The sequence below is a fragment of the Pseudomonas sp. KH_024_B2 genome, from assembly GCF_057839965.1.
Genome location: NZ_CM174502.1, coordinates 5,747,910 through 5,765,049, shown reverse-complemented (window position 1 = coordinate 5,765,049; position 17,140 = coordinate 5,747,910). Strand labels below are relative to the sequence as shown.

The 17,140-nt window shown below is 60.1% G+C and carries 16 protein-coding genes; 6 read left to right on the top strand and 10 right to left on the bottom strand.

Features of this window, described 5'->3' with window-relative positions; all coding sequences use genetic code 11:
• Nucleotides 1-22: 22 nt before the first annotated feature.
• Both AC3I0A_RS26850 and AC3I0A_RS26845 read right to left on the bottom strand, forming a co-directional pair.
• Nucleotides 23-694 (bottom strand): GNAT family N-acetyltransferase, encoded by a 672-nt coding sequence (locus tag AC3I0A_RS26850; protein ID WP_489375512.1) that lies wholly within the window; start codon nt 692-694, stop codon nt 23-25.
• Between the two features lie 17 nt (nt 695-711).
• Nucleotides 712-1,158 carry a GNAT family N-acetyltransferase gene (locus tag AC3I0A_RS26845; RefSeq protein WP_489375511.1) on the bottom strand — a complete coding sequence of 149 codons (447 nt, stop codon included), beginning with the start codon at nt 1,156-1,158 and terminating at the stop codon, nt 712-714.
• Between the two features lie 199 nt (nt 1,159-1,357).
• On the opposite strand from AC3I0A_RS26845, the gene pdxR reads away from it, so the two are divergent.
• Nucleotides 1,358-2,905 carry a MocR-like pyridoxine biosynthesis transcription factor PdxR gene (gene pdxR / locus AC3I0A_RS26840; RefSeq protein WP_489375510.1) on the top strand — a complete coding sequence of 516 codons (1,548 nt, stop codon included), beginning with the start codon at nt 1,358-1,360 and terminating at the stop codon, nt 2,903-2,905.
• A 226-nt stretch (nt 2,906-3,131) separates the two neighbouring features.
• Here pdxR and AC3I0A_RS26835 read toward each other — a convergent pair whose 3' ends face one another.
• From AC3I0A_RS26835 to AC3I0A_RS26810, 6 genes are all read right to left on the bottom strand, one after another.
• Nucleotides 3,132-4,229: a polyamine ABC transporter substrate-binding protein gene (locus AC3I0A_RS26835; RefSeq protein ID WP_489375509.1), complete on the bottom strand. Its 1,098-nt coding sequence runs from the start codon at nt 4,227-4,229 to the stop codon at nt 3,132-3,134.
• A 12-nt stretch (nt 4,230-4,241) separates the two neighbouring features.
• Nucleotides 4,242-5,273 carry a histone deacetylase family protein gene (locus AC3I0A_RS26830; RefSeq protein WP_489375508.1) on the bottom strand — a complete coding sequence of 344 codons (1,032 nt, stop codon included), beginning with the start codon at nt 5,271-5,273 and terminating at the stop codon, nt 4,242-4,244.
• Nucleotides 5,274-5,607: 334 nt separating this feature from the next.
• Nucleotides 5,608-6,600 carry an AraC family transcriptional regulator gene (locus AC3I0A_RS26825; protein ID WP_489375507.1) on the bottom strand — a complete coding sequence of 331 codons (993 nt, stop codon included), beginning with the start codon at nt 6,598-6,600 and terminating at the stop codon, nt 5,608-5,610.
• A gap of 174 nt (nt 6,601-6,774) precedes the next feature.
• The gene (locus AC3I0A_RS26820) at nt 6,775-7,779 is read right to left on the bottom strand and encodes an asparaginase (RefSeq protein ID WP_489375506.1); all 1,005 of its coding nucleotides are present in this window, start codon (nt 7,777-7,779) and stop codon (nt 6,775-6,777) included.
• A 167-nt stretch (nt 7,780-7,946) separates the two neighbouring features.
• Nucleotides 7,947-9,398, bottom strand: a complete 1,452-nt coding sequence (locus tag AC3I0A_RS26815; protein WP_489375505.1) for an alanine/glycine:cation symporter family protein — start codon at nt 9,396-9,398, stop codon at nt 7,947-7,949.
• A gap of 519 nt (nt 9,399-9,917) precedes the next feature.
• Nucleotides 9,918-11,342, bottom strand: coding sequence for an aspartate ammonia-lyase (locus AC3I0A_RS26810; RefSeq protein ID WP_489375504.1), 1,425 nt, complete (start codon nt 11,340-11,342; stop codon nt 9,918-9,920).
• 180 nt (nt 11,343-11,522) lie between these two features.
• Between AC3I0A_RS26810 and AC3I0A_RS26805 the strand changes: the two genes are divergently transcribed.
• The 5 genes from AC3I0A_RS26805 (at nt 11,523) to AC3I0A_RS26785 (ending at nt 15,387) form a co-directional block, all read left to right on the top strand.
• Nucleotides 11,523-12,440, top strand: coding sequence for a LysR substrate-binding domain-containing protein (locus AC3I0A_RS26805; RefSeq protein WP_489375503.1), 918 nt, complete (start codon nt 11,523-11,525; stop codon nt 12,438-12,440).
• 336 nt (nt 12,441-12,776) lie between these two features.
• Entirely contained in the window at nt 12,777-13,268 is a 492-nt protein-coding gene (purE, locus tag AC3I0A_RS26800) for a 5-(carboxyamino)imidazole ribonucleotide mutase (RefSeq protein ID WP_462003315.1), read from the top strand.
• Nucleotides 13,269-13,279: 11 nt separating this feature from the next.
• A complete protein-coding gene (locus tag AC3I0A_RS26795; protein ID WP_489375502.1) occupies nt 13,280-14,362 on the top strand; it encodes a 5-(carboxyamino)imidazole ribonucleotide synthase in 1,083 nt (360 codons plus the stop codon).
• A 107-nt stretch (nt 14,363-14,469) separates the two neighbouring features.
• Nucleotides 14,470-14,715 (top strand): GlsB/YeaQ/YmgE family stress response membrane protein, encoded by a 246-nt coding sequence (locus tag AC3I0A_RS26790; RefSeq protein ID WP_092421333.1) that lies wholly within the window; start codon nt 14,470-14,472, stop codon nt 14,713-14,715.
• A 135-nt stretch (nt 14,716-14,850) separates the two neighbouring features.
• Nucleotides 14,851-15,387 (top strand): DUF3299 domain-containing protein, encoded by a 537-nt coding sequence (locus tag AC3I0A_RS26785; protein WP_489375501.1) that lies wholly within the window; start codon nt 14,851-14,853, stop codon nt 15,385-15,387.
• A gap of 155 nt (nt 15,388-15,542) precedes the next feature.
• On the opposite strand, the gene AC3I0A_RS26780 is transcribed toward AC3I0A_RS26785, so the two are convergent.
• Together AC3I0A_RS26780 and AC3I0A_RS26775 are read right to left on the bottom strand one after the other, a co-directional pair.
• A complete protein-coding gene (locus tag AC3I0A_RS26780; RefSeq protein WP_489375500.1) occupies nt 15,543-16,442 on the bottom strand; it encodes a D-hexose-6-phosphate mutarotase in 900 nt (299 codons plus the stop codon).
• Between the two features lie 57 nt (nt 16,443-16,499).
• Nucleotides 16,500-16,901 (bottom strand): acyl-CoA thioesterase, encoded by a 402-nt coding sequence (locus AC3I0A_RS26775; RefSeq protein ID WP_009402429.1) that lies wholly within the window; start codon nt 16,899-16,901, stop codon nt 16,500-16,502.
• Nucleotides 16,902-17,140: the final 239 nt, after the last annotated feature.

Below are 17,140 nucleotides of genomic sequence, written 5' to 3'. Positions count from 1 at the left end.
CCTGTCAGGCACCAAAAATGGTTTATCCCCGACACTCCACCAGCGTCTTCAGCTGCCCCGAATCCGTCTGGTTTTCATCGGACAGCCACCGTTTGAACCCCGCCCCAATCGCCGGCCACTCCGAATCCAGAATCGAGTACCACGCCGTGTCACGGTTCTGACCCTTGACCACCATGTGCTGGCGGAACACCCCTTCAAAACTGAAGCCCAGGCGCTCAGCCGCGTACTTGGAGCGGGCATTGGCGTTGTTGCACTTCCACTCCAGGCGACGGTAACCCAGTGCAAAAGACTCTTTGGCCAGCAAATAAACCGCTTCGGTACTTTTCGGCGATCGCTGCATTGGCGCGCCGAAGGTGACGTGGCCGATTTCGATCCGGCCCTGGGCCGGTACGATCGACATCAGGCTGAGCATGCCCTGGACGTCACCGCTGTCGCGATCGATCACGCAGAAGAAATACGGGTCGCTGTTGGCCGCGTGGTTGTTTAGCCAGTCATTGAAGGCGCTACGTTCGGTAAAAGGGCCGTAAGGCAGATAGTCCCAGAGTTTCGGGTCGGCATTTGGCCCTTCAAGGGCCAGCCACAGACCATCGGCGTGGCGTGCCGGGTCGAGCTTTTCCAGGCGAATGAAACGCCCTTCGATGAGGTTCACCGAAGGCGCCGGAACGCCTTTCCAGTCGGCGAGTGAAGTCGACATGCTGTTCTCCTTGAATCTTAAAGGCCTTTACGAAACTGGATAAAACCGGGCCGTTCGGCGATGCGCTCGTAGAGTTGGATGGCCGTGGCATTGGTTTCGTGGGTCAGCCAATGGACTTTGGCGCAACCGTCGGCGCGGGCGGTGGCGTAGACGAATTCGATCAGCTGCCGACCAACACCGGTGCCACGTGTTTGCGGCACTACCAGCAAGTCTTGCAGGTAGCAGGAGTTCTCGATACTCCAGTTGGAGCGGTGATAGATGAAGTGCACCATGCCCACGGCTTTATCACCCTCCCAAGCGAGGGCGGCGTGGGTCGGCTCGCTCGGGTCGAGAAAACGCTGCCAGGTGCTTTGGCTGACGCTGTCGGGCAACTCGGTGTTGTAGAAGCGCAAGTAGGTTTGCCACAACGGCAGCCAGGCGTCGTGATCGTCAGCGGTGACTCGGCGGATATCAATCTGACTCATGGTCGTTCCTTATGCCGCTCGGCTTTGCTCGGGTAAAACGACTGCTGGTGCAGTTGCAGTACGTCTTCTTCGGCGAATGCGCTGGGTGTGTGCCTGGAAATTTTCCTTGGCGAATGGAAGCATCCTAGGCAGGCTATTGGTCTGTTGTAAGAGCCATTAATGACCAATTTCGTAGGTCCATTGCCAAAGGTTCATTGCGATGAGCAATCCGCCGCTGTCCTTGTCGTTCAACCCTGCGGGTATTGAACTCGACCGCCGTCAGGGTTTGAGCCGTCAGCTCTATCAGGCGTTGCGGGTGCGAGTGCTTGACGGTCGCCTGGCCAGTGGCACGCGTTTGCCGGCCAGCCGGGATCTGGCGGCGGCCTTGTCGATTTCCCGCAACAGCGTCGTTCGTGCCTACGATCAGCTGTATGCCGAAGGGTTTATCGAAGGTCGCGTGGGGGACGGTACTTATGTGGCGCAACTGCCTGAAACTGCGCTGCCGGTGAAAAAACTATCCACAAAAGTATCCACAGGGTTTTCAACAGGCTTACCCACAGGGTTATCCACAAATCGGCTGGATTTACCTGTGATTTCATCCAGTAAAGTTATCCACAGTGGGGCGCTTAGGCGGGTCGAGCAACACCATCTGGCCCGGCCATCCAGTGGTCCGCCGCGAGCTTTTCGGGTCGGAATACCGGCATTCGATCTGTTCCCGTTCGAAGTCTGGGCCAAGCTGAATGCGGCTTTCTGGCGAAAACCGGATTTACAGCAACTGTGCTACGGCGCTCCCGAAGGCGATGCGCGCTTGCGCGGTTTGATTGCGGCGTATTTGCGCAGCTCCCGAGGCATGCAGTGCAGCGCTGAACAAATAGTGATCACCAGTGGCGCGCAGCAGGGGATTAGCCTTTGTGCACAGCTGCTGGTGGAGCCCGGTGATGGGGTGGCTGTGGAAAACCCCGGCTATCGCGCGGCCGGTCATGCATTCGCGGTGGCCGGGGCACGTTTGCAGGGTGTGGCGGTGGATAACGAAGGGATTGATTGCGCTGCATTGGCGGGTTTGAGCGACTGTCGATTGGCTTATGTCACGCCATCCCACCAGTACCCGACCGGGGTGATCATGAGCCTGGCGCGGCGTCTGGAATTGCTGGCCTGGGCTGAGCGCACCCAGGGCTGGATCGTCGAGGACGACTACGACGGCGAATACCGTTACAGCGGTGCGCCGCTGGCGCCCTTGGCTGCGCTGGATCGGCAGGGGCGGGTGCTGTATGTCGGGACTTTCGGCAAGGTTGCATTTCCAGCGCTAAGGCTGGGCTATCTGGTATTGCCGATGGGGTTGGTAGACGCCTTCTCCCAGCGTCGGGCAGTGGACATGCGGCATTCGGAGGTCAGCACTCAGGCGGTGATGGCCGAGTTCATGGCAGCCGGGCATTTTCAGCGGCATATTCGTCGTATGCGCCGCGCGGCGTTGAGTCGACGCAATGCATTGTTGGCCGGTTGGCCTGTGGATATCCCGGGTGTTGGCAGTTTGCCCAGTGTGGCGGCGGGTTTGCATCTGACCGTGCGCGTGGACAGCGTGGCCCGTGAACGTGAGCTGATCGAACAAGCCGCGAGTGTCGATGTGGAGATCAATGGCTTGAGCAGTTACTGGCTGCCGGACTCGAGTTCCCCGGATAACGAGCGCGCGGGATTGGTCCTCGGTTTTGCGGCGGTACCGGAAGTGGCGATTGAAGCTGCGTTGATGCGACTCCGGGGTGTATGGAATTGAAAGACCCGCACGACGGCGGGCCTTCGGATTCGCTCAGTGAACACCGGTCAGTTAAGGCGACACTGGACCTGTGGCGAGGGAGCTTGCTCCCGCTGGAGCGCGCAGCGGTCCTAAAATCAGTCACCGCGGGTCTTCAGATAGAACGCGGGCGCCGATTTTACGACTGCTGCGCAGCCGAGCGGGAGCAAGCTCCCTCGCCACAGTTTTTGTCCGGCAATCATCCGGTTCAGGTCCCGGACTTTATCTTGGTCCAGGCCCGGGTTCTTGCCCGTTCCGCATCACGCGGCAAGGGTTGCAGGGTGTAAAGCGTGGTCATCGCCGTTTCGGTCGGGTACAGGTTGGGGTTGTTGCGGATCGCCGGGTCGACCAGTTCGGTGGCGTCCTTGTTCGGGTTCGGGTAGCCGACGAAGTCGCTGATCGGCGCGATCACTTTCGGTTGCAACAGGTAGTTGATGAAGGTGTAGGCGTCCTCCGGATTTTTCGCGCCTTTAGGGATCGACAGCATGTCGAACCAGATCGGTGCGCCTTCTTTAGGCAGGCGCATATCGACGATCACCCCGTTCTTGGCTTCCTTGGCGCGGTTGGCGGCCTGGGAGAAGCTGCCGGAATAACCGACCGCGACGCAGATGTCACCGTTGGCGATATCGGCCATATATTTGGACGAGTGGAAGTAGGTGACGTACGGACGGATCTTCATCAGCAGCGCTTCAGCCTTGGCATAGTCCGCAGGGTTGGTGCTGTTGGGCGGCAGGCCGAGGTGTTGCAGGGCCAGTGGCAGAATCTCCGACGGCGAGTCGAGCAGGGCGACGCCGCACTGCTTGAGCTTGCTGATGTTCTCTTCTTTGAAAATCAGGTCCCAACTGTCCACCGGCGCGTTGTCGCCCAGTGCGGCTTTGACTTTGTCCGGGTTGAAGCCGATCAGGATGGTGCCGTACATGTAGGGCACGGCGTACTTGTTGCCAGGGTCGTTGGCTTCGATCAGCTTCATCAGCTTGGGATCGAGGTGGTTCCAGTTCGGCAGCTTGCTGCGGTCCAGCGGCTGGAACACCCCGGCTTCGATCTGCTTGGCCAGGAACACGTTGGACGGCACTACCACGTCATACCCGGAGTTGCCGGTGAGCAACTTGGCTTCCAGCGCTTCGTTGGTGTCGAAGATGTCGTAGATCAGTTTGACACCGGTGGAGGCCTTGAAGTCTTCGAGGGTTTTCGGGGTGATGTAGTCGAACCAGTTGTAAACCCGCAAGGTGCGGTCTTCAGCGTGCACGGCGCCGCTGAGCAGCGTGGCACAGAGGGCTGGAGCGATAAAACGCTTGAGACTGTTCATTGTTCTAATTCCTCATTGGGCGCTTTGAAAACCTTCGAGAACGTTCACGGCATTGATGCCGATTTCCTCTACCGCGTAACCGCCTTCCATCACGAACAGCGTCGGCTTGCCAAGACGCGCGATGCGCTCGCCCATGAGCAGGTAATCGGGACTGTCGAGCTTGAATTGGGAGATCGGGTCGTCCTTGAAGGTGTCGACCCCGAGGGAAACCACCACGACATCGGCGCCGTAGCGTTCGATCTCCTTGCAGGCCAGTTCCAGGGCGGCGCTCCAGCGGTTCCAATCGCTGCCGGCGGCCAGAGGGTAGTTGAAGTTGAAACCTTCACCAGCGCCTTCGCCGAGTTCGTCTTCGTAACCGAGGAAGAACGGAAACTCGGCTTCCGGGTGACCGTGGATCGAGGCGAACAGCACGTCGCTGCGCTCGTAGAAAATCGATTGGGTGCCGTTGCCGTGGTGATAGTCGACGTCGAGGATCGCGACTTTTTTATGGCCCTGATCGAGGAACGCCTGAGCGGCGATGGCGGCGTTATTCAGGTAGCAATAACCACCCATCAAATCGCTGGCGGCGTGGTGTCCCGGTGGTCGGCACAGGGCGAAGGCACTGCGGGCGCCGCGTTGGATAACGGCCTGAGCGGTGAGCGCGACTTGCGCTGCGCTGTACGCCGCTTGCCAGGTGCCGGCGGTGATTGGCGCACCGCCGTCAAAGCTGTAATAGCCCAACTGGCCATGCAGACTTTTCGGGATCACTCCGCGCAAGGTGCGGGCCGGCCAGGTGTAGGGCAGCAAGTCGCCCTCGCGACCGAACTCGGTCCAGCGCTGCCAGGCGCCGTTGAAGAAATCCAGATAATCGCGGCTGTGGATGCGTTCAATCGGTCCGAGCCCGAAGTCCTGCGGCGCTTGCACCGGGCCCAGATTGCGGTATTGAACCCGCTGCAAAACGTGATCGGCACGTGAGGGCATTTCGAAGCAGGGCATCAGTTGCCCGTCCATCAGCTCACAACGGCCGTGGTGCAGGTGGTGATCGTCCGAGTAGATCGTCAGCATTTCTTATTCTCCGCAGGCTGATTCGGTTGAACACAGTCTTGCGGCGCAGGGTGTTTGAGAGAACGGTAGGAGCGGCCAAAAGGGGATCGATATGGCCAAAGTATTTGTCCGTAAATCGCCCCTGAATAATGCGACGGTGCGCCAGTTCAGAGCATGAATGCTGAGCCTGTGGGAGCGAGGCTTGCCCGCGATGCTTTTGGCGTTCTTGAGGATGCCTTCGCGAGCAAGCTCGCTCCCACATTTTATCTGCGGTGAACACAGCCTTTGTGTACGACGGTAATCCAATGTGGGAGCGAGCCTGCTCGCGATAGCGATATTCCAGACAATGCATTACTCAAGGCCTGAACTGGCTCGGTGCCACGCCACTCCAGCGCACGAAGGCATGACGGAAACTGGCGGTTTCGCTGAAACCCAGGGCTTCGGCGATCTGGTAGATCGGTAGCTGATCTTCGCAAAGCATTTGCTTGGCCCGCTCGAAACGCAGCTCGTCGAGCAGTTCCTGATAGCTGCAACCAAGGTCCTTGAGGTGCCGCCGCAGGGTGCGCGCCGAACAGTTCATTTGCTCGGCCAAACCCTCAAGCCCCGGAGCGGCGTTGAGTTGCGCGGCGAGTAGTTTGCGGATTCGCCCGAGCCAGGCCTGACGTCCGGTGAACTCGATGTTCTGCTTGCGGCAGCGCTCGGCCATGGCTTGATGGGTGATGGCGTCGGCCAGCGGTAGCGGCTGGTCGAGCCAGCGTTTGTCGAAGGCGAAGGCATTGGCTGTGGCATCGAACTGCAAGGGGCAGTCGAAGCGCTCGGTGTAGCGGGTCTGGTAGTCCGGCGCGGGATATTCGAAACGGGCGCCGAGCAATGGCAGCGGGTGACCGAGAAGGTCGTCACAGGTGACTTTCATCGAGACCAGGCAGAACTCGGTGTTGAACGCCGTTAGCGCCGGGTTTTCCCGATAGTCGCAGGCCGTGAGCCAGATGCGCTCGCCATCCTCCTCAAGGCTCAACTCGAAAAGTGTTCCCAACAGCGCCGGATAGCGCAGCGCCAGACGCAAAGCGTCACCTAAGGTGGCACTGGTGAGCAGGGCGTAGCCGAGCATGCCGTAGGAGGAAACGTGCATGCGCCGGCCCAGTTCCAGGCCGATATCACGTTTGAGAGCGACCGCGTTGGCGCAGACCTGCATTTCCTGGTTGGTGGTGATTCGCGTGTCCGCCCGGCTCAAATCGGCCGCGCTGATGCCACTTCCGGCCAGTAGTGCTTCGCTGGACAGGCCTTCAGCCTTGAAGGTGCTGAGCACCAATGAGACCGCATTGAGGGTGGTGAGGTGGGAGTGAAGCATGCTCGGTTCCAGCGTGGGGGTTGCTGGAATCGAGCAAGTTGTGTGCCGTCGCTTTTGTGGGAGCGGGCTTGCCCGCGAAACAGACGCCGCGGTTTGTCTGATTCACCGCGTTATCGTTCATCGCGGGCAAGCCCGCTCCCACAGGTATTGCGCCGCCCTTGTAGCCGCGTTGAATCAGCTCAACTCCCCACAAAGATCCAGCTCAACCAACCGCCGAATCTCCGCCGTTTCCAGTCCCGCTCCCAGTAACGCATGCAACTTGCCGTACGCTGCCTCGCGAGTCATGCCACCACCCGACAACACGCCAACGCCGAGCAATCGACTGCCGGCTTCGTAGACGTCCAGCACCACCCCGCCTTCATGGCATTGAGTGATCGCTACCACCACTATGCCCTTGTCCTGCGCCCGTTGCAGACTGGCGAGGAACTCGGGGTTGTCGCTTGGCCCGGTACCGCTGCCGAAACACTCGAGCACCAGTCCTTGAATACCGCTATTGAGCAGGCCATCCAGCTGTTCAGCACCAATACCCGGGAACAGCGGCAGCACGCCGACTTTGGCCAGTTGCTTGCTCTGATGATATTCCAGCTGAGCGGGAACTGACGGCGCCTTGGCCACTCCACCGTTACGTTGCAGCCTGGCAAACGGATGACGACCAAAGCTGCGGACTTTCGCGCAACGGGTCGGGTCCAGCAGTTCGCCGTGGAAGTACAAATGCACCCCCGGTGCCAGGCCTTGGCCCAGCGCAACCAGCGCGCCGCTGAGGTTTTCCCAGGCATCGCTGTCGAGTACGCCGGCCGGCAGCATCGAGCCGGTAAACACCACGCGCGCATGCAGACCGAGCAACTGGAAGCTCATGGCTGCGGCGCTGTAAGCGAGGGTGTCGGTGCCGTGCAGGATCAGCACGCTGTCGCAGCCTTGAACATCAACGGCGTCGACCACCGCTTCACGCAACTGTTGCCAGTACGTGGGGGTCATGTTGGCGCTGTCGATCAGCGGGGCCATTTCGCGGAAGCGCCAGTTCGGCACCACCAGGTCCGGCCGACCGTGGAAGTAGTCGCGCATACGCGCTTCGAAACCGGACGCCGGGGCCAGGCCGTGGGCACTGGCTTGCATGCCGATGGTGCCACCGGTGTAGAGCACCATGACGTGCTGGGCAGCAGGAAAAGTCGAAGGGTTCATAGGATTCTCCGAAACGATGAGTTCCTGTGGGAGCGGGCTTGCCCGCGAAGAGGCCAGCACATTCAGTATCAGTTTTGAATGTAATACCGCAATCGCGGGCAAGCCCGCTCCCACAGTTTTCCGAACTTTAAATGACGGGCACAGAGTATGCGCCCATCATTCACCGATCAGCGTTGCGCTGCGGTCACGCCTTGCGGCTCAGCTGCGGCCGTAGGAGCGACGGCTGGCGGATTGGCTGGCCAGGCTTTCAGGTCGAGATCCAGATCCGGGAATTTGCTCGAATCGAACACCGGCGTCTTGATGCCCGCAGCGCGTTGGTCGTCGTAGTCACGCAGGATGCGCATGCCGACCTTGAACAGCAGGAACAGCGCGATCAGGTTGACGAAGGCCAGCAGGGTCATGGTGATGTCAGCGAAGGCGAACACCGTACCGAGGTTCTCGATCGCGCCCCAGAAGATCAGCACCAGTACCAGTGCGCGGTAGCCGATCAGCGCCTTGCGGTTCTCGCCGAGCAGGAAGCGTAGGTTGTTCTCGCCCAGATAGTAGTTGTAGAGGATCGAGGTGAACACAAACAACGCCAGGGCCACGGAGATGAACATCCGGCCCCAGTCACCGACCACGGCGGCCAGAGAGTTCTGGGTCAGGGCAATGCCGTCGCCTTCGAAGCCCGGGGTGTAGAAGCCCGACAGCAGGATCAGCAACGCGGTGCAGGTGCAGATCACGAAGGTGTCCAGGAACACGCTGAACGCCTGAACCACGCCTTGCGAAACCGGGTGCTCGACCGAGGCCACAGCGGCCACGTTCGGTGCACTGCCCAGGCCCGCTTCGTTGGCGAATACGCCACGCTTCACGCCCATGACGATCGCACTGCCGATCAGGCCGCCGAACGCCTGGTCCAGACCGAAGGCGCTTTTGACGATGGTCATCAACATGCCCGGAACGTGGTCGAACTGCAGCACGATCACGTAGATGGTCACGCCGATGTACACCAGGGTTTTCACCGGCACCAGCAGGTCAGCGACCCTGGCGATCCGCTTGATACCGCCGATGAACACCAGACCCAGCAATACTGCCAGGGCCAACCCGGTGTAAGTGGTGTCGAGGCCGAAGGCGTTGTTCAGCGAGTGGGTCACGGCGTGGGCTTGCAGGCCGTTGAAGGCGAAGCCGAAGGTGATCAGCAGCAGGAAGGCCATGATCATGCCCAGCCAGCGTTTCTGCAGACCGTGCTGAATGTAGAAGGACGGGCCGCCACGGAACTGGCCTTCGGAGTCGCAGCGCTTGTAGAGCTGGCCGAGGGAGCATTCGAAGAAGCTGCTGGACATGCCGACCAGCGCGGTCACCCACATCCAGAACACCGCACCGGGGCCACCGAGGGTCACGGCGATGCCGACACCGGCGATATTGCCCGCACCGACGCGGCCGGCGAGGCTGAGCATCAGGGCCTGGAACGAGCTGAGTTGACCGGCGCTGCTGCGCAGGCTGTCACGGAACACCGCGAACATGTGAAAGAAATGACGGAACTGAACGAAACGCGAGCGGATCGTGAAGTAGCTACCGAGCCCGACAATGAGCACGATCAGTACTTTCCCTGAGAGGAAGTCGTTAATGACTTCGAGCATGGAGTATTCCTCGCTGTTTTTTGTGTAGGCAAATGCTGGCCGGTCCGACACATCGTGTTACACCAGTCTGCGCACGGCACAACGGGTGGGGCGAAGGTACGTCCCGGATCCATATCGCGGGTTGTTATTAGTTCGGGTTTCGCATGTGTTTGGGCCTCGTTACCGACGACCGCTCACGCGAAGAGGGGCGGCACTATACATAGGAGTGCGCCGTCCGTCTGCACGGTTGTGGTGCAAGCGATGAAACGAAGCGTTGAAACACCTGACGTTATGGCGTCGGGCTCTTGTGGGAGCGAGCCTGCTCGCGATGCAGACACCGCGGTTTTTCAGGTACACCGCGTTATCGTTCATCGCGAGCAGGCTCGCTCCCACAGGTTCTGCGTTGTTGCAAACAAGTTAAAAAAAAGGGCCCGGAGAGTAATCTCCAAGCCCTCAAAAGGTGAGAGGTGTCTAGTCCCTCGACCTGGTGAGCGGTGCTCTTCGTGCTCTTCGTTAAATAGAGAAAGAGCCAGCGTTCGGTTAAGCCTTCAGAGGCACGAGACGCGGAGCAATCATGTTTTCCGGGCGCAGGATGTCGGCGAGCATGGCGTCGTCGAGCAAGCCTTCTTCGCGCACCAGTTCCAGCACGCCGCGGCCGCTTTCAAGGGCGATACGGGCGATGCGGGTGGCGTTTTCATAGCCGATGTAGGGGTTCAGCGCGGTGACCAGACCGATCGAGTGTTCGACCAGTTCGCGGCAGCGGGCTTCGTTGGCCGTGATGCCGACGATGCAGTGCTCGCGCAGCATGTCCATGGCGCGTTGCAGCAGGCGGATCGAGTCGAAGATCTTGAAGGCGATCAGCGGCTCCATCACGTTCAGTTGCAGCTGGCCGCCTTCGGCCGCGATGGTCAGTGCCAGGTCGTTGCCGATGATCTGGAATGCCACCTGGTTGACCGCTTCCGGGATAACCGGGTTGACCTTGCCGGGCATGATCGAGCTGCCTGGCTGACGGGCTGGCAGGTTGATTTCGTTGATGCCGGTACGCGGTCCGCTGGACAGCAGGCGCAGGTCGTTGCAGATCTTCGACAGCTTGACCGCAGTACGCTTGAGCATGCCGGAGAACAGTACGAAGGCGCCCATGTCGGAAGTGGCTTCGATCAGGTCGGCGGCCGGTACCAGTGGTTGACCGCTGATAATCGCCAGACGCGATACGGCCAGGTGCTGGTAACGCGGGTCGGCGTTGATGCCGGTACCGATCGCGGTGCCGCCCAGGTTCACTTCGGTCAGCAACTCAGGTGCCAGTGTTTTCAAGCGCGCCAGGTCTTCGCTCAGGGTAGTGGCGAAAGCGCGGAATTCCTGGCCGAGGGTCATCGGCACGGCGTCTTGCAGCTGGGTACGGCCCATCTTCAGAACGTGGCTGAATTCTTCACCTTTGGCGGCGAACGACTGGATCAGGCTGTCGAGGCTGGCCAGCAGCGCGTCGTGACCCAGCAGCAAACCCAGGCGGATCGCGGTCGGGTAGGCGTCGTTGGTCGACTGCGCCATGTTCACGTCGTTGTTCGGGTGCAGATACTGGTATTCGCCCTTGCTGTGGCCCATGGCCTCCAGCGCGATGTTGGCGATGACTTCGTTGGCATTCATGTTGGTTGAAGTGCCAGCGCCGCCCTGAATCATGTCCACCACGAACTCTTCGTGGAAATCGCCGCGGATCAGACGTGCACAGGCTTCGCTGATCGCTGCGTGCTTGGCTTCACTGAGGTGACCCAATTCACGGTTGGCGTCTGCGGCGGCCTGTTTGACCATTGCCAGACCGACGACCAGCTTCGGGTAATGCGAAATCGGAACGCCGGAGAGACGGAAGTTGTTCACCGCTCGCAGGGTCTGGATGCCGTAATACGCTTGAGCAGGTACTTCGAGTACGCCAAGCAGGTCTTTTTCTGTGCGGAAAGATGCAGCGGAGGACATGATAGAAATCATCTCGATATGGACCCGGTCTGTGCCGGAACGCTGTCAATGCTAGGCTTGCAGGCAATTTAGGGCCAATGCTGTTAAGCACTAGCCTATGCATAAACGGCATAATGCCCATGTGACGCCGCTTAGGCGTCGAGCGTATGACCTAAAATGGTGCGTGTCCGGGAGGACGTGATGAATCTGGAAAGTAAATGGCTCGAGGATTTTAGTGCTCTGGCCGCCACCCGCAGCTTCTCCCAGGCTGCCGAGCGACGTTTCGTCACCCAGCCGGCGTTCAGTCGGCGGATCCGCAGCCTCGAGGCCGCGCTGGGCCTGACGCTGGTCAACCGCTCGCGCACGCCGGTCGAACTGACGGCGGCGGGGCAGTTGTTTCTGGTGACCGCGCGCACCGTGGTCGAACAGCTCGGCGAAGTGCTGCGGCACTTGCATCACCTGGAGGGCGGGCAGGGCGAAGTGATGCAAGTCGCCGCCGCCCACTCTCTGGCGCTGGGCTTCTTCCCGCGCTGGATCGCGCAATTGCGCAATGAAGGCCTGAACATCGCCACGCGGCTGGTGGCGACCAACGTCGGCGACGCCGTGCATGCTCTGCGTGAAGGCGGCTGCGATCTGATGCTGGCGTTCTACGATCCGGATGCGGCGATGCAGATGGACCCGGAAATCTTCCCTTCGCTGCATCTGGGAGACACCGAGATGCTCCCGGTCTGCGCGGCCGATGCCGAGGGCAAGCCGCTGTTCGACCTGGAAGGCGAAGGCAGTGTGCCGTTACTGGCCTACAGTGCCGGCGCCTTTCTCGGGCGTTCGGTGAACATGCTTTTGCGTCAGCGCGCCCTGCGCTTCACCACCCTCTATGAAACCGCCATGGCCGACAGCCTGAAAAGCATGGCGCTGGAAGGCCTGGGGATTGCCTGGGTGCCGCGACTCAGCGTACGTGCCGAGCTGGCGCGTGGTGAACTGGTAATCTGCGGCGGTCCGCAATGGCATGTGCCGCTGGAGATTCGTTTGTATCGCTGCGCTTTGGTGCGCAAGGCGAATGTGCGGTTGTTGTGGCGCAAACTTGAGGGCGGAGCAGCCCAAGGTACGACCGGATCCTGAATACAATGAAGAACCCTGTGGGAGCGAGCTTGCTCGCGATGACGGACTAACATTCACCATCAATAGTGACTGTCCCGACGCTATCGCGAGCAAGCTCGCTCCCACAGGGGATTTGTGTCGATCTTTCGTTGACCTTCGAGTCAACAAAATCGCCACTTTGCGCCATATGACAGATGGTCGAACCGGGGGCTGTTTATCTGCCTCTTTGCGGTATACTGCGCGGCCTTCGGCCGGTCCAATCCGGCCTTAATTCGTACAACAAGCCACGCCGGTCCTCCCGCGTGGCTTGTTGTTTTTTGACGCGCCTGCGGGCGCCCAGAGAGAAGAGGCACGACGATGAGTGCACTGGTTGGCGTGATCATGGGCTCGAAGTCCGATTGGTCCACCCTTAGCCACACCGCCGATATGCTGGAAAAGCTCGGCATCCCTTACGAGGTGAAAGTGGTCTCTGCCCACCGCACCCCGGACCTGCTGTTCCAGTACGCTGAAGAGGCCGAAGCGCGTGGCATCGAGGTGATCATCGCTGGCGCCGGTGGCGCTGCCCACTTGCCTGGCATGTGCGCGGCCAAGACCCACCTGCCGGTGCTGGGCGTACCGGTGCAGTCGTCGATGCTCTCGGGGGTCGATTCGCTGCTGTCCATCGTGCAAATGCCCGCGGGCATTCCGGTGGCGACCCTGGCAATTGGCAAGGCCGGCGCAATCAATGCCGCGCTGTTGTCCGCGAGCATCCTTGGCGCCAAGCACCCGCAATTTCATACGGTGCTGAAAAAATTCCGCGCTGAGCAGACAGACAGCGTCCTGGAAAATCCAGACCCACGCATCGCCTGAGGTTGTTGACGATGAAGATCGGTGTAATCGGTGGCGGCCAGTTGGGTCGCATGTTGGCCTTGGCGGGTACCCCGCTGGGGATGAACTTCGCTTTTCTGGACCCGGCGCCGGATGCCTGCGCAGCGGCTTTGGGCGAACACCTGCGGGCCGATTACGGCGATCAGGACCATTTGCGTCAGCTGGCCGATGAAGTGGATCTGGTGACCTTCGAGTTCGAAAGCGTCCCGGCTGAAACCGTGGCCTTCCTGTCGCAGTTCGTGCCGGTCTACCCGAGCGCCGAAGCCTTGCGCATCGCCCGCGATCGCTGGTTCGAAAAGAGCATGTTCAAGAACCTCGGGATTCCAACCCCGGCGTTCGCCGACATCCAGTCGCAAGCTGATCTGGATGCGGCCGTGGCCAGCATCGGTCTGCCGGCCGTGCTGAAAACCCGCACCCTGGGTTACGACGGCAAGGGCCAGAAAGTCCTGCGTATACCAGCTGATGTGGTTGGCACTTTCGCCGAGCTGGGCAGCGTTGCCTGCCTGCTGGAAGGCTTTGTGCCCTTCACTGGTGAAGTCTCGCTGATCGCTGTGCGTGCCCGCGACGGCGAAACGAAGTTCTACCCGCTGGTACACAACACCCACGACAACGGCATTCTCAAGCTGTCCGTGGCCAGCACCGACCATCCGCTGCAAGCCTTGGCTGAAGATTATTCCAGCCGGGTGCTCAAGCAGTTGGAATACGTCGGCGTGATGGCGTTCGAGTTCTTTGAAGTCGACGGCGGCCTCAAGGCCAACGAAATCGCCCCGCGTGTGCACAACTCCGGGCACTGGACCACCGAAGGCTCCGAGTGCAGTCAGTTCGAAAACCACCTGCGGGCGGTGGCCGGTCTGCCGCTGGGTTCTACCGCCAAGGTCGGCGAGAGCGCAATGCTCAACTTCATCGGCAAGGTGCCAGAGGCCGAGAAGGTCATGGCCATTGCTGACTGCCATCTGCACCACTACGGCAAGGCGTTCAAGGTCGGTCGCAAGGTCGGTCATGTCAGCCTGCGTTGCGCCGACAAGGCCACGCTTGCACAGCAGATCCTGAAGGTCGAAGCACTGATCGCCGAGTAACTATCCTCATGGCTGGCGGGAACCTTCGTTCCTCGCCGATCTCTGATGGCAGTATGCCAAAGTCTGTCTAGGCTTTGGCATATCCAATTCATACAGAGGGAAATGTCATGGGTATCATCGGAACCATCTTTATCGGCTTGATCGTTGGGCTGCTGGCGCGCTTCCTGAAACCTGGCGATGACAGCATGGGTTGGATCATGACCATTCTGCTCGGTATCGGCGGTTCGCTGGCGGCAACCTATGGTGGCCAGGCATTGGGCATCTATCAGGCGGGCCAGGGCGCGGGCTTTATCGGTGCATTGGTCGGCGCCGTGGTGTTGCTGGTGGTCTACGGCCTGGTTAAAAAGAACTGATTCAAGCGACAAAGTCCTCTCTGCGCCGCATGCAGGGAATGGTGCCCTGTCTCGGAAATGACTGTTCCGCATTTCCGAGACAGGGCACTAGAATGCTCGGCGATCGACTGTCCCTTTCTTTTGCCGAGCACCTCCATGCGCCGTCTTCTGTTGACTCTCCTCTTGCTGGGCAGTGGCCTGGCCCATGCCGGCGAACTGCCGGAAACCGACTGGCTGGAACTGATGCCCAAGTCGGACCAGAAAGCCCTCGAACAAATGCCGGAAATCGATCATGACTCGCCCGAAGCCAATGGCACCTTTACCGACAAGGGTGGCTTGAAGCAAAGCAAAGGCCTGCCCGCGGTGATGTATTCGAGCAAAACCGTGGCGGCGATGAACGACAAGAACATCCGTATCGGTGGTTATCCGGTGCCGCTGGAAACGGATGCCAAGGGTCGCAGCACGCTGTTCTTCCTGGTGCCATACCCGGGCGCCTGCATCCACGTGCCACCGCCACCCCCCAATCAACTGGTGCTGGTGCGGTATCCAAAGGGTTTGACGCTGAACGACATCTACACGCCGCTGTGGGTGACCGGCACGCTGAAAGTCGAGAAGGTCAACAATGACCTGGCTGATGCGGCGTATGCGCTGGATGCGGCGAAGGTGAAGGTGGTGCAGGAGTCGGATTTGTAGGTGTGAGTTGAATCCATTCGCGGGCAAGTCGGATCGCCGCACCGCCGCTCCCACAGGTCTTGTGGCGAGCACAATGTCTGTGTCTGGCAGCAACACTCCTTGTGGGAGCGGCGGTGCGGCGATCCGGCTTGCCCGCGAAGGCGTCGGGGTGATCGCTACAAAGGCTTGCTGACAATACTCACACCCAGCGTATGACTCGCCTCCGGCGCCAGAGTCACCACGTCATCCATCACATTCGCCGTCTCGATGCACAGCATGCGCTGCCAGCCATCGTCGGCCATGTCGCTGAATTGTCTGGCGCGTTCGATCCAGGGATTCCAGATCACCGCCGAGCGCGAGCCGCGGCTGGTCAGTTGAATTCGCCGTTCCCAGCTTGGGTCAACGATACTCATCAGTTCAGGCGTATCAAGGTAGATGCGATCCGTTTCACCGCTGAAATGCAGATCGCCGGCCTGAGTACAGGTTTTCCAGTCGTCCAGGGTTTCGATATAGCTCAGCCCGTCCAACCCTTCGACGTGCACGTTGCGTACATCGCTGACTGCAAAGTAGCTGTGCAGCGCCTGGCTGATGCTCACGCTTTCAGTGCCCAGGTTGTGGCTGGTGAGGCTGATGTGCAATTGCTCATCCAGACGAATGCTCAGCTTCAACTCAACCTGGTGCGGCCAGCCCGGCAAGCCGTCTTCGGGCTGCGGGAGGACGAATTCGACCTTCAGGTTTTCACCTTCAGCTTCGATCCCGAGCAACTCCCAGTCTATCGTCCGTACCAAGCCGTGAGCGGTGGCGGGTTCAGTGCTCTGGCGCATGTCCTGAACACTTTGCGGGTTGCGCGCCAGATTGCCGAACCACGGCCAGCACACCGGAACCCCGGCACGAATGCTCTTGCCGGTGTTGAACGCGGCCTCATCGTTGAGCCAGATCAGTGGTGGTTGCCCGGCCAACTGATAGCTGAGGATATGCGCACCTTGCTGGGCCACCAGCAATTCGGCCTGCCCGTGGCGAATGCGCCAGCAGTTCAGTTCATCCAGTTTCACGGCTTCAACGTTGGGCGTAGGCATGCTGCAGGTCTCACTCAGGAACAATGACTGCAATGGACCCGCAAAGGGCCCATGAGTTTAACGCCGTGGCGGCACCGAGCGGGTGCGGCCGCTGCCATCGATAGCGACGAAGACAAACACGGCTTCAGTCACTTTACGCCATTCGCTGGACAGTGGATCGTCGCTCCAGACCTCGACCATCATTTGAATCGAGCTGCGACCGATCTCCAGCGTCTGGGTATAGAAGGACAGTTGTGCGCCAACCGCGACCGGCACCAGAAATGCCATGCGATCAATCGCCACCGTTGCGACGCGTCCGCCCGCGACTCTGCTGGCCATCGCCGTGCCAGCGAGGTCCATCTGCGCGACCAGCCAACCGCCGAAAATATCGCCAAAACCGTTGGTTTCGCGAGGAAGTGCGGTGATTTGCAGGGCCAGATCGCCTTGCGGAATAGGATCTTCTTGTTCGAGCTCTATCATGCCGGGGGTGCCTCTGACCCGTGACTCTCTTGGTACTTCAGGTGAATAGCCGTCTTGGGAAAAACGATTCAGCCCGAACATACTACGTTCGTCGCGTTTTTCGTAAGGCGTACTAAAGGGAAACTCTGCGAAACCGGCTGGCTGGCACCCAACGGCGTTTTCGCACAGCAACCCTTCTAACGTGCGGGTGTGTATCCGCAGATTGTGAGTATATCGATCGGTAGACCTCGCGACGACCG

What these genes read in the sequence shown, in the direction of transcription:
- AC3I0A_RS26850 (WP_489375512.1), bottom strand. Translation starts at nt 694, where the DNA reads ATGTCGACTTCACTCGCCGACTGGAAAGGCGTTCCGGCGCCTTCGGTG.
- AC3I0A_RS26845 (WP_489375511.1), bottom strand. Translation starts at nt 1,158, where the DNA reads ATGAGTCAGATTGATATCCGCCGAGTCACCGCTGACGATCACGACGCC.
- pdxR (WP_489375510.1), top strand. Translation starts at nt 1,358, where the DNA reads ATGAGCAATCCGCCGCTGTCCTTGTCGTTCAACCCTGCGGGTATTGAA.
- AC3I0A_RS26835 (WP_489375509.1), bottom strand. Translation starts at nt 4,229, where the DNA reads ATGAACAGTCTCAAGCGTTTTATCGCTCCAGCCCTCTGTGCCACGCTG.
- AC3I0A_RS26830 (WP_489375508.1), bottom strand. Translation starts at nt 5,273, where the DNA reads ATGCTGACGATCTACTCGGACGATCACCACCTGCACCACGGCCGTTGT.
- AC3I0A_RS26825 (WP_489375507.1), bottom strand. Translation starts at nt 6,600, where the DNA reads ATGCTTCACTCCCACCTCACCACCCTCAATGCGGTCTCATTGGTGCTC.
- AC3I0A_RS26820 (WP_489375506.1), bottom strand. Translation starts at nt 7,779, where the DNA reads ATGAACCCTTCGACTTTTCCTGCTGCCCAGCACGTCATGGTGCTCTAC.
- AC3I0A_RS26815 (WP_489375505.1), bottom strand. Translation starts at nt 9,398, where the DNA reads ATGCTCGAAGTCATTAACGACTTCCTCTCAGGGAAAGTACTGATCGTG.
- AC3I0A_RS26810 (WP_489375504.1), bottom strand. Translation starts at nt 11,342, where the DNA reads ATGTCCTCCGCTGCATCTTTCCGCACAGAAAAAGACCTGCTTGGCGTA.
- AC3I0A_RS26805 (WP_489375503.1), top strand. Translation starts at nt 11,523, where the DNA reads ATGAATCTGGAAAGTAAATGGCTCGAGGATTTTAGTGCTCTGGCCGCC.
- purE (WP_462003315.1), top strand. Translation starts at nt 12,777, where the DNA reads ATGAGTGCACTGGTTGGCGTGATCATGGGCTCGAAGTCCGATTGGTCC.
- AC3I0A_RS26795 (WP_489375502.1), top strand. Translation starts at nt 13,280, where the DNA reads ATGAAGATCGGTGTAATCGGTGGCGGCCAGTTGGGTCGCATGTTGGCC.
- AC3I0A_RS26790 (WP_092421333.1), top strand. Translation starts at nt 14,470, where the DNA reads ATGGGTATCATCGGAACCATCTTTATCGGCTTGATCGTTGGGCTGCTG.
- AC3I0A_RS26785 (WP_489375501.1), top strand. Translation starts at nt 14,851, where the DNA reads ATGCGCCGTCTTCTGTTGACTCTCCTCTTGCTGGGCAGTGGCCTGGCC.
- AC3I0A_RS26780 (WP_489375500.1), bottom strand. Translation starts at nt 16,442, where the DNA reads ATGCCTACGCCCAACGTTGAAGCCGTGAAACTGGATGAACTGAACTGC.
- AC3I0A_RS26775 (WP_009402429.1), bottom strand. Translation starts at nt 16,901, where the DNA reads ATGATAGAGCTCGAACAAGAAGATCCTATTCCGCAAGGCGATCTGGCC.